12 protein-coding genes are annotated in these 14725 nt (G+C 61.8%); 7 read left to right on the forward strand and 5 right to left on the reverse strand.

All coding sequences use genetic code 11. From position 1 onward, the window contains the following. The first annotated feature begins 174 nt into the window (after positions 1 to 174). Both BLO49_RS09735 and BLO49_RS09740 read left to right on the forward strand, forming a co-directional pair. Complete coding sequence (locus BLO49_RS09735; RefSeq protein WP_090647704.1) at positions 175 to 2118, forward strand: isoaspartyl peptidase/L-asparaginase; 1944 nt, start codon at positions 175 to 177, stop codon at positions 2116 to 2118. After that, positions 2118 to 2570 (forward strand): Lrp/AsnC family transcriptional regulator, encoded by a 453-nt coding sequence (locus BLO49_RS09740; RefSeq protein ID WP_090647706.1) that lies wholly within the window; start codon positions 2118 to 2120, stop codon positions 2568 to 2570. The genes BLO49_RS09735 and BLO49_RS09740 overlap by 1 nt, the downstream gene beginning before the upstream one ends. On the opposite strand, the gene BLO49_RS09745 is transcribed toward BLO49_RS09740, so the two are convergent. Further along, entirely contained in the window at positions 2567 to 3694 is a 1128-nt protein-coding gene (locus BLO49_RS09745; RefSeq protein WP_090647707.1) for a pyridoxal phosphate-dependent aminotransferase, read from the reverse strand. The two genes, BLO49_RS09740 and BLO49_RS09745, sit on opposite strands and share 4 nt — an antisense overlap. Before the next feature lie 122 nt (positions 3695 to 3816). Between BLO49_RS09745 and BLO49_RS09750 the strand changes: the two genes are divergently transcribed. From BLO49_RS09750 to BLO49_RS09770, 5 genes are read left to right on the forward strand one after another with little or no spacing between them, the layout of a single operon-like run. Next, positions 3817 to 4437: a PepSY-associated TM helix domain-containing protein gene (locus BLO49_RS09750; RefSeq protein WP_090647709.1), complete on the forward strand. Its 621-nt coding sequence runs from the start codon at positions 3817 to 3819 to the stop codon at positions 4435 to 4437. Between the two features lie 8 nt (positions 4438 to 4445). Beyond that, positions 4446 to 4967, forward strand: a complete 522-nt coding sequence (locus BLO49_RS09755; RefSeq protein WP_090647711.1) for a DUF2271 domain-containing protein — start codon at positions 4446 to 4448, stop codon at positions 4965 to 4967. Next, the gene (locus BLO49_RS09760) at positions 4968 to 5957 is read left to right on the forward strand and encodes an FAD:protein FMN transferase (RefSeq protein ID WP_090647714.1); all 990 of its coding nucleotides are present in this window, start codon (positions 4968 to 4970) and stop codon (positions 5955 to 5957) included. Continuing rightward, positions 5954 to 7264, forward strand: coding sequence for an NADPH cytochrome P450 oxidoreductase family protein (locus BLO49_RS09765; RefSeq protein WP_245678969.1), 1311 nt, complete (start codon positions 5954 to 5956; stop codon positions 7262 to 7264). Before BLO49_RS09760 ends, BLO49_RS09765 begins: the two co-directional genes overlap by 4 nt. Positions 7265 to 7286: 22 nt before the next feature. Further along, positions 7287 to 8102, forward strand: coding sequence for a DUF4198 domain-containing protein (locus tag BLO49_RS09770; protein ID WP_170828283.1), 816 nt, complete (start codon positions 7287 to 7289; stop codon positions 8100 to 8102). Here BLO49_RS09770 and cobA read toward each other — a convergent pair. From cobA to nirB, 4 genes are all read right to left on the reverse strand, one after another. After that, positions 8080 to 8997: a uroporphyrinogen-III C-methyltransferase gene (gene cobA, locus BLO49_RS09775; protein WP_245678970.1), complete on the reverse strand. Its 918-nt coding sequence runs from the start codon at positions 8995 to 8997 to the stop codon at positions 8080 to 8082. The two genes, BLO49_RS09770 and cobA, sit on opposite strands and share 23 nt — an antisense overlap. Further along, complete coding sequence (locus BLO49_RS09780) at positions 8987 to 11650, reverse strand: nitrate reductase (protein ID WP_090647721.1); 2664 nt, start codon at positions 11648 to 11650, stop codon at positions 8987 to 8989. The genes cobA and BLO49_RS09780 overlap by 11 nt, the downstream gene beginning before the upstream one ends. A gap of 154 nt (positions 11651 to 11804) precedes the next feature. Beyond that, entirely contained in the window at positions 11805 to 12140 is a 336-nt protein-coding gene (nirD, locus tag BLO49_RS09785) for a nitrite reductase small subunit NirD (protein ID WP_090647724.1), read from the reverse strand. Continuing rightward, entirely contained in the window at positions 12137 to 14614 is a 2478-nt protein-coding gene (nirB, locus tag BLO49_RS09790) for a nitrite reductase large subunit NirB (RefSeq protein WP_090647726.1), read from the reverse strand. Before nirB ends, nirD begins: the two co-directional genes overlap by 4 nt. Positions 14615 to 14725 lie beyond the last annotated feature (111 nt).

Consider the following 14725-nt stretch of genomic DNA (forward strand, 5'->3'; position numbering starts at 1 on the left):
CAAATGGGATAAATGTGCAAATATAGTTTCAAAGTGCACTATTTTTGCGGAAACATGATGAAAAGTGACATCATTGTGTCAAACTTGGCAATCAAATTGTTGCCATAAGGTCAATTTGCGATCACAGTTGTGGTGATATGTTGCATTTGCGCACTAAACCACACGGAGCCCGATATGCGTCACCTGATTCTTGCCTTAAGTCTCTCATTCGTCACCTTAAATATGGGTAATATTGCCGAGGCTAAGGCGTGGAAGAGCGGACCAGGTTACAAAACCTTCGTGATCGGTGACGAGGCGAAGGCGACCACCGATCCGGTAACGGCTGGTTTCCTGCTGAGCGGCGGCGGCGACTGGGCCTATGATGCCTTCCGCTGGTTTACCGCCCATGCCGGACATGGCCACATTGTGGTGCTGCGGGCTTCGGGCACCACGGAATCGCAGGATGAGTTCTATAATCAGGTAAAGGGCGTCAGTTCGGTGCGCACCTTCCTGTTCACCGACCGCAAGGCGTCCTACGATCAGAAGTTGCTGGAAGCGGTGAAGAGGGCTGATGGCATCTTCCTGGCCGGCGGAGACCAGTCCAACTATGTGCGCATGTGGAAGGGCACGCCGCTCAATGAAGCGCTCGATGCCCACGTGGCGGCCGGCAAACCGATCGGCGGCACATCCGCGGGGCTGGCGGTGCAGGGAAGCTGGCTTTACGGGGCCATGGATGGCGGCAGCATTACCTCACCGGAAGCCATGAAAGACCCGCTGGGTTCGGCGGTGACGATGGAAAGCGATTTTCTCCATTCCGAGTTATTGACCAATATCGTCACAGATAGCCATTTCGGTGTTCGTGACCGCTTAGGGCGTCTGATCGCCTTTGTGGTCAAATCGGAATCGCTGCGCGACGCCGATGGCAAGCGGTATGCCCATCCTCTGGTCGGCCTTGGTATTGATGAAGAAGCGGCCATGACAGTCGAGGCCGATGGCACGGCGAAGGTATATTCCAATCTCGATGGCCACGGCTGGCTGGTCCAGGGCGGTGAGGTTCACGATCTGGGGCCGGGCAAGCCGCTCAATATAAAGAATGTCAGGGTCACCGGTATTGGGAAGACCAGCACCTTCAACATCCGGACGCTGGAGGTGGGCCTGCCATCCTTCACCCGCATCTATGATGTCACCGATGGCGTGCTGACCCAGCAAAAACACTGGTCGCTGGCTATTCATGGCGGCGCGGGTGTGATCGATCGCGGCGATCTGACGCCGGCGAAGGATGCGGCCTATCGCGCCGGTCTGGCCGAGGCGCTGGCGGCGGGCCAGGCCGTGCTAGACACCGGCGGCACGGCGCTTGATGCCGTCGAAGCCACATTGAAACCGCTGGAAGACAATCCCCTGTTCAATGCCGGTAAGGGTGCGGCCATCGCGGCCGACGGCAATGTCTATCTCGACGCGGCTATCATGGACGGTGGCACGATGAAGGCTGGCGCCGTGGCGGCTTTGACGCGCACGAAAAATCCGATCCTGGCGGCGCGTGCTGTGATGGACAAGACGCACCATGTGTTCCTCGCCGGGGAAGGCGCGGATGCGTTCGCCAAGTCGCAGGGGCTGGCGCAGGTCGATCCGTCCTATTTCCATACACCGGAGCGCGAGCAGATGCTGGTCGATTGGAAAAAGGATCACCAGGCGATGATCAATCCGACCCATATGTATGGCACGGTCGGCGCAGTGGCGCTGGATAGCGACGGCCATCTGGCGGCGGCTACCTCGACCGGCGGTCTGACAGGCAAGCAGTGGGGCCGCATCGGCGATAGCCCTCTGATCGGTGCCGGCACCTATGCGCGTGACGGTGACTGCGCCGTTTCGGCCACCGGCACAGGTGAATATTTCATCCGCGATTCCGCCGGCCGCCAGGTTTGCGACCGCGTGCGCTGGAACCATCAGGATATCGAGGCGGCGGCTCATGACACCATCATGTCGATCGGTTCCATTGGCGGCGATGGCGGCCTGATCGCCATGGATGCCAATGGCAAGCCGGCCTTTGCCATTAATGACGTCGGCATGTATCGTGGGGCGGTATCATCCGATTCCCCCGTTATCCGAACGGCGATCTATGGCGACGAGACACTGAAATAATGACCACGCGCAAGCCTGCCCCGGAACTGGACGCCATCGACCGCAAGCTGATGGCGTCATTACGTGAAAATTCGCGCCTGCCGGTGTCGCAACTGGCCACCATGCTCGATATTCCGCGCACTCAGGTCTATGCCCGGCTGGAACGGCTTGAAAACGAAGGCATTATCGACGGCTATACGGTGCGGCTGGGCCAGGCCTATTCCAAGTCCCGCCTGCGCGCCCACGTCATGATCAAGACCCTGCCGCGCCTGTGCCAGGAGGTCGAACTCAAGCTGCCGGAAATTCCGGAAGTCTCGGCCGTCTATGCCATCAGTGGGGAATACGACATCATTGTCATGGTCGAGGCGGCCGACAGCATCGAAATGAACGAACTGATCAATCGCATCGGCCTGCTCGATGGGGTGGAGCGCACTACCACATCCATCATTCTGGCGGCGAAGCTGGAACGTTAGGGTCTTGCCGCGAACCAGTTGGTCAGCCGACGGATCGCTTCCTTGATCTCAGGCGTGGAGACCGCGAAGCTGAAGCGGATGAAATGACAGCCTTCGACCGGATCGAAATCAAGACCCGGCGCCGTCGCCACGCCGGTGTCGCGCAACAACATCTGGCAAAAATCGAGGCTGTTGTCGGTCAGGTGGCCGATATCGGCATAGATATAGAAGGCGCCATCGGGCGGCGCAATCGAGGTCAGGCCCATAGCGGGCAGGGCTTCAAGCAATAGCTGACGGTTTTTCGCATAGACCGCGACATGACCTTGTAGTTCCTTATGGCAATCGAGCGCCACCAGGCCGGCGTGCTGACTGAGAGAAGGCGCGGTCAGGAACAGATTGCCGACATAGGCACGTGCCTTTTCCAGATGTGCCTGTGGCACCAGCAACCAGCCCAGCCGCCAGCCAACCATGCTGAAATATTTGGAGAAACTGCTGACCACCAGGGCGTCCTCTGCATATTCCAGCATGGAATGCGCGGGTTCGACATAGCTCAGGCCGTGATAGATCTCGTCGGAAATGATGCGGATGCCACGTTCGCGGCAGACGACGGCAATGGCCTCAAGCTCGGCAGCTTCGATGATCGTACCAGTCGGGTTGGCCGGACTGGCGATGATGACACCATCCGGCGCCGGTTCGACGGCGGCCAGAGCCGCGGCGGTTAATTGGAAGCGGACCGACGCATCACAAGGAATTTCCACCGGTATCTGGCGCAGCGCCTTGACCGTATTACGGTAGGCGACATATCCGGGGCGCGCCATGGCGATGCGGGCGCCGGGTTCGAAGCTGGAAATCAATGCCAGCAGCAGGGCGGGTGAGGCGCCGCAGGTCAGGATGAATTGCTCAGGTGCGACGGTGACGTCATAGGTTTCCTGGTAGTGACGGGCCAGGCGCGCGCGCAGGTCCGGGCTTTCCCAATAGCCAAGGCCGTCCGTGTCGAGCACATGATGGGCAGTCTCGATCGCCTTTGCCGGCGCGCCGGTGGAGGGCTGGCCGAACTCCATGTGGATGATGGAGCGGCCCTCGGCCTTCAGTTGATGAGCAAGGCGGCTAATGGCGATGGCGTGAAATGGTTCGATATCCTGCATGTCCTGCTTCTAGGCCAGATGGCTGTCGATCCCAATTCAAAAATTTGAACTGCGTCCTTGTCAGGGCGGATAATTGTTGCTAATGCGAATGATTATCAAAGTTATGCGGTATTTTTCTCCTCATGCCCAGTTCACCAACGGTAAAGTCCGGCTTCTGGCGTAACCAGTTGCGCCAGTGGCACTGGATCAGTTCGGCGGTTTCGCTGATGGGGCTGCTGTTGTTTTCCGTGACCGGCTTTACGCTCAATCACGCGGCGCAGATAGAAGCCCAGCCCAAGGTGACGAAGATCGAACGCCAGGTGCCGCAGACCGCCCTGGCCGGATTGGCCTCGGTGACGGCCAATGTGCCGCTGACGCCGGTGCAGGCGACAGCCATTCGTGGCGCCACCGGCGTCGATGTGCGCGGCGCCACTGTCGATGCCGATGAGGACGGAATCTATCTCACCCTGTCGGCGCCAGGCGTCGATTCGACCCTCGAAATCAGCCGTATCGACGGCCACGCCACTTATGAACGCACGGATCGTGGTCTAATCGCCGTGCTCAATGACCTGCACAAGGGGCGCCATTCGGGGCCGGTCTGGGCGATGTTTATTGACCTGATCGCCATCGCCTGCGTCGTGTTCTCCGTGACCGGTTTCGGCCTTCTGTGGCTTTACGCCCGTGGTCGCCGTGTCACCTGGCCGCTGGTCGCCCTGGGTCTGGTGCTGCCTTTCATCCTTTTCCTGCTGTTTGTTCACGCCTGAGGTTTACCATGACTGCCCGATTTATTGCCTTCGCCGCCGTCGCGGCCACCGGCCTGACCGCTTCCATGGCCGATGCCGGCCAGGTTGTGCTCGATATCGAAATCCCGACCCAGAAGGTTGCGGAATACCACAAGCCCTATGTCGCGGGCTGGATAGAGGATGCCGCCGGCAATCATGTCGCCAATGCCTTCCTGTGGTATGATGTCAAGAAGCCGGAAAACCGCGGCGCCCGCTGGCTGAAGGGTCTGCGCTCGTGGTGGCGCAAGAGCGGCCGTGACCTGACCTCGACCGATGGTTTCAGCGGCGCCACGCGCGCGCCCGGACGCAATACGCTGGCTCTCGATACCAATGCCTCGGCCTTCAAGGGGCTGAAGCCCGGCGCGTACAGCTTCGTCGTTGAGGCATCGCGCGAGCAGGGGGGGCACGACCAGGTCAAGCTGCCGCTGACCTGGAACCCTGCCAGGGCGGTGACCGCCAATGCCAAGGGTACAACGGAACTCGGCCAGGTCAAGCTCAGCTATAAGCCGTAAATGACCCTGTCGCTGCCCGCCCTTGACCGACGCGTTGTGATCCCCGACCTGGTCGCGGAACCGCAGGCGCCTGCCGGAACGGTCCGTCATGATCTCGGCGGCGCGGCCTTCGCCACGACCTGGCGGGTCAGTATCTATGCCGAAGCCGATGCGGTCCTTATGGGGCTTAAGGCGCGGCTTCAGGCGGTGCTGGACGGAATCGACCGGGAAATGAGCCCGTACCGCATCGATTCCGACCTGACGCGCTTCAATCTGGCGCCTGCGGGCACATTCGTTTCTCTACCGGCGCGGATGATGACGGTTATGTGCCATGCACTGGCTATGGCCGAACTGACCCATGGCGCCTTCGACCCGGCTATCCTGCCGGCCGTGGAACTGTGGGGCTTCGGCGCGAAGGCGGTGCCGGAAGGCGTGCCGGATATTTCGGTCCTGCCGGCCAGCCGCTGGCGCGATCTGGTCTGGCAGGCGGAGGGCATTGTCAAGCCTGAGGGCGTGCGCATCGATCTGTGTGCTATCGCCAAGGGCTATGCCGTCGATGCCTTGATGGATCTTCTGAAAGCCGAACCGGGCGTCTGTTCGGCCCTGGTCGAGATTGGCGGCGAACTGAAGGGCTGGGGAGTACAGCCGGACGGTCTGCCGTTCTGGGTTGAAATCGAGACGCCGGTCAATGCAGTATCTGTGGCTGCCCTGTGCGACTGGGCGGTGGCCACCTCGGGCGAACAGGTACGGTCATTCGTGCATGACGGCCAGGTCCATTCGCATATCATCGACAGCCGCACCCAGGCGCCGACGCGCTCCGGCATTGTCAGCGTGACCGTATTTAATACCGACTGCTGGCGGGCCGATGCGCTTGCCACGGCCCTGGTGGTGATGGGCGAGACGCGCGCCATGGATTTCGCCGTGACGTACGATATCCCGTGCCTGTTCTGGCTGCGTGACGGGGACGGTTTTCGGGAACGGTTGAGCCCGCGCCTGGAGGACTGGCTGTGACGTCTTACCTGGATAACCTGACCGATGATCCGGTACGCTGGGCGTGGGCTGGCGTCTGGGCCGCCGGGTTTATAGCAGTTTGCCTGTGGGCAGCGTTCAAAGGGCGGCGCAAATCCGAGGTGACCAGCGAATATCTGGTGCTCTATGCCTCCCAAACCGGCCAGGCTGAGGAGATTGCCAGAGACAACGCGGCTTCACTTGCAACGGGCGGGCGTGATGCGCAGGCCATTTCCACGGATAAGGTGACGGTGGCGCAATTGCGGGCGGCGAAGCATATTCTTTGCGTGATATCGACAACGGGCGAGGGCGATGCACCGGACGAGGCCCTGCGCTTCGAAAAGACACTGATGCGGGAAGCGTACAATCTGGCGGGCCGGTCCGTGGCGGTCCTGGCCCTGGGCGACAGCAAATATGATCAGTTCTGCGCCTTCGGTCACCGGGTTTTCAACTGGCTGGTCTCATGCGGCGCCGAGGCTGTGGCGCCGGCGATCGAGGTCGATGATCTGGATGCGGGGGCGCTGAAAATATGGCACGACCTGCTGACCAATCTTGGCGGGCAAGAGAAGGCTCACTCGGATGACGGCTTGCCGTGGCGGCTGGAGGCGCGGACACGGCTTAATCCGCAGGGTACGCATCCACTCTATCGTCTCAGCTTTACCGGCCAGACCGCCGACTGGCAGGCGGGTGATCTGGTGGAAATCACCACGCCGCTTGGCCATCGCCGTGACTATTCGATCGCCAGCCTGCCGGAAGAGGGACGGCTGGACCTCTATGTCCGTGAAGTCCGCAAGGAAAACGGCGAACCTGGTGACGGTTCTGGCCTGCTGATCGAAGGCATTCAGGTGGGTGATAACCTGCCGCTGCGGATTAAATCGCACAAGGGGTTCCATATGCCGGAAGGCGACGGGCCATTGCTGCTGATCGGCGCCGGTTCGGGACTGGCGGGCTTACGGGCGCATATCCTTCAGGCGCAGGCGCGCAAGGTCTGGCTGATCTATGGTGAGCGCCATCCGGAGCATGACGGTGCCTTGGCCGACGAAATGAAAATCTGGCGCGACGAGGGCCGTCTGGCGCGTCTCGATCTGGCTTTTTCACGGCCCGATGATGGCGAGGGGCAGTATGTCCAAGCAATCGTGGCGGCGAACTGTACCGATATTCCCGCCTGGTTGGGCACGGACGGTGCGATCCTGTGCTGTGGTGGTCGTGAGATGGGCCTTGAGGTCGAGCAGGCGCTGGCAGGCGCGCTCGGCCAGGCGTGGGTCGATGACGCCAAGATATCCGGGCGATATCGCCGCGACCTTTATTAAGAATGATTTTTGGGAGCCTATTATGTTGAAACCAGTCCTGTCCGGCCTTGCGGTGGCCGCCCTGTTTGTAGCGGGGGCTGCCGAAGCGCGCACCAGCTATATCCTGCCCTATAATTTCGCCCCGACCGAAGCCTATATCACGGCCGAAGCCGCGACCTCGGAGAACGTCTTTGTGCCGGAAGGCGCTCTGAAGGTCGACAGCTTTCAGATCATCGATGACAAGGGAGCGGCCACGCCTGCCAAGGGAACACAGTTCAAGGAAGTGACCCTGTTCGAATCCGCCCTGCCGCACGAAGGCACCTTTCGCCTGACCACGGGCAATGTGGAAATGCGCTCGATGCAGATGGTCGAGGTCGATGGCAAATGGCGCCCGGTACGCGGACCCGGTGGACCGGGCACTCCGGGGGGGCAAATGCTGCAACAACCCGCCATTTCCGCCGACGCCAAAACGGTGACCGTCAAGGGCATGAGCCGCGCCGACAGCTATATTTCGCTGAAAAAGCCGTCTGATACCTTGCCGCCGCTGGAAGGCAAGGGGCTGGAAATCGCGCCGGTGTCGCATCCAAGTCGTCTCTTCGCTGGAGGCACGTTCGACTTCACCGTGGTCTTCGACGGCAAGCCCTTGCCGGCGGCGGATTTCAAGATCGAGCGCGGCGGCGACCAGTATCGTGATGCCAGCTATGTCTATACCGGCACCACGGATGCTGGCGGCAAGGCGCAGGTGGCATTCGATACGCCGGGCGTCTATGTGATTGAGATGAGCCGCAACTGGCAGGATGGAGATCAATCCGATCCGCGCAACTGGTCCTACAGTCTTACGCTTGAAGTCGCGCCTTAACAGGCCCAGAATTGAGCAAGGCCAGGCGGGCGTAGCCAAAGGCGACGCCGATACCCATCAGCACCGGACCGTCAAAGGCCGCCTGGGCAACCAGCGCGGCCATTTCCGTCAGTGTGCCGGAAAGGGCGCGAGCGGTCGGGCGTCCGGCATTTTCGATAATAACCACAGGCGTTTGTGGCGAACGGCCGGCGTGCAGTAGGCTGGCCTCGATATGGTCGGCATTGTGCGACGACATATAGAAGACGAGCGAGACCATCGGATCGCTGATGCTCTCATGGCGCAGGTCGATCGAGCCATCCTTTGTGCGGCCGGTCAGGAAAGTGACCGAGCGCGCTTCGCCGCGATGGGTGAGCGGAAAGGCAAATTGTGCCGCGGCGGCGGAAGCCGCGGTGACGCCCGGCAGGGTCTTGTGGCCGATGTCGTGGGCTTCCAGATAAAGGCGCTCTTCCTCGACGCGGCCAAAGACCGACGGATCGCCGCCCTTCAGCCGCACGACATGCAGGCCCTTCTTCGCCAGCCGCACCATCAGGGCGTTGGTCTTGTCCTGGGAAACGCTGAGGCGGTCGCCGCGCTTGCCGACGCAGATCTTGACGCATTTCTGCGGTGCCAGGGCGAGGATATCTTCCGAGACCAGGGCGTCGTAGAGCAGGGCCTGCGCCGATTGCAGGGCCTTCAGCGCACCGAGCGTCAGGTGATCGGCATCGCCGGGACCGGCGCCGACGAGAGAGACGAAGCCCTTCCGATCCTCCCCTGCGAAGCGGGGGAGGGGGACCACGAAGTGGTGGAGGGGGCTGACAGACGGTGGCTTTGCCCCCTCCGTCATCGACACCAGCCCTTCGGGCTTCGCGCTGACACCTCCCCCGCAAGCAGGGGAGGATAAAGAGTTACGCGGCATGGGCGGTCTCCTTTGCATGTTTCAGCAGGCATTGCTTCAGTTCGCCCTTGCACGAACCACAGGCCGTGCCGGCGGTGGTCGCTTCGCCAATGGCCTCGACGGTGAGGGCGCCATCGGCAATGGCGGCAGTGATGGTTTTTTCACCGACGCTGCGGCAGGCGCAGATAATCCGGCCCTTGTCCTGCACGCCGGGCAGGCGGCCGATCAGCAGGGCGGCGCGGTCCTTGGCATCCAGCACCAGGTCGCCGAAGCGTTCCAGCAGCCAGTCGCGGGGCGGCAGGCGCTTATGGATCGGTGCGATGAAAAGAACGCGGGTCAGGCGGCCATCCTCGATGCGGACGCGGCGGGTCAGGCCGGTAGTCACGTCGTCGAGGCTCTGGGTGATCTCGATGCCGGAAATATCCATCGGCGCGATGCCGGCCAGTTCGAAACAATCGGCGAAGGCGTGGCTGGACCGCCGCCACACGGCATCACCAAAGTCGGGCAACTCACCGTCGAAATCGCGTGGTGTCATGATGAATCCGTGCCAGGCCTCGTTATAGGCAGAGACCCGCGCCGGGGTGTGCTTGAATTCCGGCTGTCCGGACATCGGATCGACCGCCGGATTGACCATTTGGTTGGCGCGGCCAAAGGGGGCGAACTGACGCGTCCAGTGCATAGGCACGCTCAGATTGCCTTCGCGCACATCGTCGGTGACGCGGGCTTTCAGGATTGCTTCGCCAAATGCCGTGGTGACGATAGACAGGCGGCTATCCCTGATGCCAAGGCGTTTGGCGTCCGTCGGATGGATATCCAGCAGAGGCTCGTTGATATGGCGGTTCAGTTCGGGCGCCAAGGCGGTGCGTGTCATCGTGTGCCAGTGGTCGCGGACGCGGGCGCTGTTCAGGCTGAATGGAAATTCTGGCGTAGGCTTGTTGGCCGGACCAGTGGGCTTTGGTGCGATCAGGCGGGCGCGGCCATTCGGCGTGGCGAAACGGCCATCGGCAAAGAGACGGTGCGTGGAGCCAGCCGCAGTCACAGGCCAGCGCGTCGGCGTGAGCGTGTCATAGGCGTCGCGGTTTAGTCCGGTCAGGCCGCCGAGGTTCAGAAACCGTTGGCCGGTATTCTCGAAAGCGGTCAGCCCGGCGTGTTCGGCGAAGACCTCGTGCGGACCTTTCCAGCTAAAAGCTTTGTCCCAGGCGCTGTTCATGCGGCGGGCCACTTCGGCGATGATCGCCCAGTCGGGACGGACTTGGCCGGGCAGGGTGGTCATGCGACGCTGGCGCGAGATGACGCGCTCGGAATTGGTGACCGTGCCGTCTTTCTCGCCCCAGGCGGCGGCCGGAAGCTGGATATGCGCCATATCCATCGTATCCGTGCGGGCGATGACATCGGAGACCACGACCAGTTCGCAGTTGGACAGGGCTTCGTGGATGCGGTTGCCGTCCGGCATAGAGACCATTGGATTGGTGGCCATGATCCAGATGGCCTTGACCTTGCCTGTGCGCACAGCCTCGAACATATCGACCGCCTTCAGGCCGGGTTTCGGCGCGATGGTCGGCGATTGCCAGTAGCGTTGAACAATCGCCTTGGAGGCATCATCGAAATCCATGTGCGCAGCCAGCATATTGGCCAGGCCGCCGACCTCGCGGCCGCCCATGGCATTGGGCTGGCCGGTGATCGAGAAGGGCGCGGCGCCAGGCTTGCCAACCTTACCGGAGAGCAGGTGGGCATTGATCAGGGCCAGCCCCTTGTGGACGCCCTGGGACGACTGGTTGGAGCCCATGGAGAACAGGCTGACCGTCTTTTCGGTATGGAGGAAGGCATCGTAGAAGGCTTTAAGATCGGCCGGCGAAATCCCGCAATCGTGGGCAATGGCGTCCAGGCTCTGATCATCCTCGCAAAGCGCCGCCATCAAGCGCGAATAGCCTTCCGTATGCTGGTCGATGAAGTCATGATCGACGGCATTACGGGCGATCAGGTGAGCGCACAGACCATTCCACAGGCGCACATCGGTCTGTGGCCGGATCATCAGGTGCAGGTCGGCGGCCTTGGCGGTATCGGTGCGTTTGGGGTCGATGCAGACGCGCATCTGGCCTTCTCGCGCCTCGATGCGGCGATAGAGCACCGGATGGGTCCAGGCGGCGTTGTGGCCGGAAAAGACCAGCAGGTCGGCCAGCTCGAGATCCTCATAGGTGCCGGGCACCAGGTCGGCGCCGAAGGCCTGCTTGTGCGCCGCCACCGCCGATGACATGCACAGGCGTGAATTGGTATCGACATTGGCCGTGCCGATATAGCCCTTGGCCAGTTTGTTGACAGCGTAATAGTCCTCGGTCAGCAACTGGCCGGAGACATAGAAGGCGACGGCATCGGGGCCGTGTTCGCTGATGATGGCGTTGAACTTGTGCGCCACGGCGTCCAGGGCTTCGTCCCAGCTTGTTGGTTCGAAACCATTGGCGGTACGCATTTTCGGTTCAAGCAGCCGGCCTTCGAGGCCAAAGGTATTGCCGAGCGCCGTGCCCTTGGAGCACAGGCGGCCTTGGTTAGCCGGGTGGGTTTCGTCGCCCTTGACCGACATGCGGCGGCCGCCGGTCAGTTCCGCCTTCACGCCGCATCCGACCCCGCAATAGGGGCAGGTCGTTTTCATCGTGACGGGCGGCGTGGACTCGAACATGATTGGAGGTATCCGAACGGTGGCTGTTTAGATCTCCCCCTCTTGGAGGGGGAGGTGGCGCGCAGCGCCGGAGGGGGTAACAACCGACGGAAATTTACCCCCTCTTGAAAATGGCTTGCGCCATTTCCAAGCTCCCCCTCCAAGAGGGGGAGAGCTAAAAGTTCAGTCCCAGCAGAATGCGGCCGTCCGCAATCTTCAGCGGCACGGTGGGGGTGCAGCCTTTGCCGGCGTCGGCGCCCAGGGCCTCGCCGCTCTCCAACGAAATCGACCAGTTGTGCAGCGGACAGGCTATGGCGCGACCATGGACAATGCCTTCGGACAGCGGACCGCCCTTGTGCGGGCACTTGTCGAAGACGGCGTAGTATTCGTCGGCCACCGTGCGGAAGACGGCGATGGCGCCCATGACGGTTTCGACGCGGCGGGCGCTTTGCGGAGCCACCTCGATGGCCGCGCCGACATCCGTCCAGTTGATCATGACATTCGCATTCATTCAGCAGGCTCCGGTTGGGTAAAGCCTTCTCGCAGATCGGCAAGAGGCGAAAAGACCTTGGCGGGTTCGGATTTCGGCGCATGTTCGGCCCACGGATCGACCTGATAGACCGCCTGGCTTTCCAGGAAGCGAGCCACCAGTGCGGCACGCATTTCCGGTTCGGCCAGACGATCCTTGACGAATTGCAGACCGACCCGCTCGATCCAGGGCGCGGTGCGCTCCAGATACCAGGCGTCCTCGCGGTAAAGCTGAACGAAGGCTTTTCCCCATTCCAGTGCTTCCTGTTCGGTCGCCACCTTGGCAAGCAAGTCGGTGCCGCGCAGGTGGATGCCGGCGTTGCCGCCGACATGCAGCTCGTAGCCTGAGTCAACGCACACCACGCCGAAGTCCTTGATCGTCGCTTCTGCGCAGTTACGCGGGCAGCCGGAGACGGCCATCTTGAACTTATGCGGCATGTAGCTGCCCCAGGTCGCCTGCTCCAGCTTGACGCCGAGACCGGTCGAATCCTGCGTGCCGAAGCGGCACCATTCCGAACCGACGCAGGTCTTCACCGTGCGCAACGCCTTGGCATAGGCGTGGCCCGAAACCATGCCCGCAGCGTTGAGATCGGCCCAGACGGCGGGCAGGTCTTCCTTTTTGACTCCGAAGAGATCGAGGCGCTGGCCGCCGGTGACCTTGACCATCGGCACATTGAACTTGTCGACGACATCGGCAATGGCGCGCAGTTCCTTGGCCGAGGTCAGCCCGCCCCACATGCGCGGGACCACGCTGTAGGTGCCATCCTTCTGGATATTGGCGTGGTTGCGCTCATTGACGAAGCGCGAGCGCGGATCGTCCTTGTACTCGCGCGGCCAGGCACAGAGCAGGTAATAGTTCAGCGCCGGGCGGCAGGAGGAACAGCCATCGGGTGTTGTCCATTTCAGCGCCTGCATGACATCAGGCAGGGTCTTCAGTTCCTGCTCGATGATCGCCTTGCGGACATGCGCGTGACCATGCTCGGTGCATTTGCAGACGGGTTTCGGGCCGGTCTGGGCCTTGAAACTATCCCCCAGGGTGCATTTCAGCAGGCTTTCGACAATGCCGGTGCAGGAGCCGCAGGAGGCCGAGGCCTTGCAGTGGCCGCGCACCTTGTCCAGCGTGTCGTTGCCGGAAGCGATCGACGCGACCACCTGACCCTTGGATACGCCATTGCAGCCGCACACTTCCGTGTCGTCGGGCCATGCCGCAATGGCGTCAGAAGGGTCCTGGCCGGCCAGGGCATTGGTGACGGCCTGACCGAAGATCAGGGTGTCGCGGATCGGGGCGATATCCTCGCCCTTTTTCATCAGGTCAAAATACCATCCGCCATCGGCCGCCTCGCCGAAAAGGACTGTGCCCACCAGTTTGTCGTCCTTGATGACGATGCGCTTGTAGACGCCGCGGCCCGGATCGCGGAAGACGATGTCCTCGCAGCCCTCACCGCCGGAGAACCGACCGGCCGAATAGAGATCGACGCCGGAAACCTTCAGGCGCGTGGCCATCTGCGTGCCGGCGTATGATGAGTCGACGTTCTTTTCCGTCAGGACATCGGCAAGCGTCCGGCACATATCCCAGATGGGTGCGACCAGGCCATAGCATTGGCCGCGGTGCTGGGCGCATTCGCCGATGGCGAAGATGTTGGGGTCGGAGGTACGCATCTGGTCATCGACCACGATGCCGCGCTCGACCACCAGGCCGGAGGATTTCGCCGGCTCGACATGCGGATGGATGCCGACGGCCATGACCAACAGAGAGGCGGGGATGACGCGGCCGTCCTTCAGCTTCAGGCCCTCGACATGGGTTTCGCCGAGAATGGCTTCGGACTGGGCGTTGAGCACAGAGATGACGCCGCGATCGAGCAGGGCCTTTTCCAGCAGGCGGCCGGCGGCCTCGTCGAGCTGACGCTCCATCAGCACATCGACCAGGTGGATGACCGTCGATTTCATGCCGCGCTTGGCCAGGCCATAGGCGGCTTCGAGGCCGAGCAGACCGCCGCCGATCACCACCGCCTCACCGCCATTATTGGCTGCCTGTGTCATCAGATCGACATCGAGCAGATCGCGGAAGGCGACGACGCCGTGAAGATCGGAGCCTGGCAGAGGCAGGCGGATCGGGTCTGAGCCCGTGGCCAGGATCAGCTTGTCATAGGCGATGGTCTGGCCATCGTGCAGCACCACATGCTTGGCGGCCGTCTCGATCGACTGCACCCAGTAGCCGAAGTGCGTCTTCACGCCATTGGAATCGTACCAGTCCTGGCTGTGAGTGACAATCTGATCGAAGGTCTTTTCCCCTGCCAGCACTGGCGACAACTGGATACGGTCATAGGTGGCGCATGGCTCGGCGCCGATGATCGAAATCTCGAAGCGCGTATCATCGCGTTTCAGAATTTCCTCGACAATACGGCCCCCGGCCATGCCGGCGCCGATAATGACGATACGCTCTTTCTGTGTGGTCATTACTCGAACCCTTTGAGCAAAAAAAAGAGCCCCGAACCACGCCACTCATTGCTGAGTAGCTGGTTCGGGACTCCATTGTCCTGATGGTGCGCCGCAGAAACCGCCGTTGGT

The organism is Asticcacaulis taihuensis (assembly GCF_900100255.1).
Lineage (GTDB): Bacteria > Pseudomonadota > Alphaproteobacteria > Caulobacterales > Caulobacteraceae > Asticcacaulis > Asticcacaulis taihuensis.

Bases quoted from the DNA above. Each gene is read 5' to 3' on its own strand.
- BLO49_RS09770 (WP_170828283.1), top strand. From the start codon at position 7,287: ATGTTGAAACCAGTCCTGTCCGGCCTTGCGGTGGCCGCCCTGTTTGTA.
- BLO49_RS09735 (WP_090647704.1), top strand. From the start codon at position 175: ATGCGTCACCTGATTCTTGCCTTAAGTCTCTCATTCGTCACCTTAAAT.
- BLO49_RS09780 (WP_090647721.1), bottom strand. From the start codon at position 11,650: ATGTTCGAGTCCACGCCGCCCGTCACGATGAAAACGACCTGCCCCTAT.
- BLO49_RS09740 (WP_090647706.1), top strand. From the start codon at position 2,118: ATGACCACGCGCAAGCCTGCCCCGGAACTGGACGCCATCGACCGCAAG.
- BLO49_RS09745 (WP_090647707.1), bottom strand. From the start codon at position 3,694: ATGCAGGATATCGAACCATTTCACGCCATCGCCATTAGCCGCCTTGCT.
- nirD (WP_090647724.1), bottom strand. From the start codon at position 12,140: ATGAATGCGAATGTCATGATCAACTGGACGGATGTCGGCGCGGCCATC.
- BLO49_RS09755 (WP_090647711.1), top strand. From the start codon at position 4,446: ATGACTGCCCGATTTATTGCCTTCGCCGCCGTCGCGGCCACCGGCCTG.
- cobA (WP_245678970.1), bottom strand. From the start codon at position 8,997: ATGCCGCGTAACTCTTTATCCTCCCCTGCTTGCGGGGGAGGTGTCAGC.
- BLO49_RS09760 (WP_090647714.1), top strand. From the start codon at position 4,968: ATGACCCTGTCGCTGCCCGCCCTTGACCGACGCGTTGTGATCCCCGAC.
- BLO49_RS09750 (WP_090647709.1), top strand. From the start codon at position 3,817: ATGCCCAGTTCACCAACGGTAAAGTCCGGCTTCTGGCGTAACCAGTTG.
- nirB (WP_090647726.1), bottom strand. From the start codon at position 14,614: ATGACCACACAGAAAGAGCGTATCGTCATTATCGGCGCCGGCATGGCC.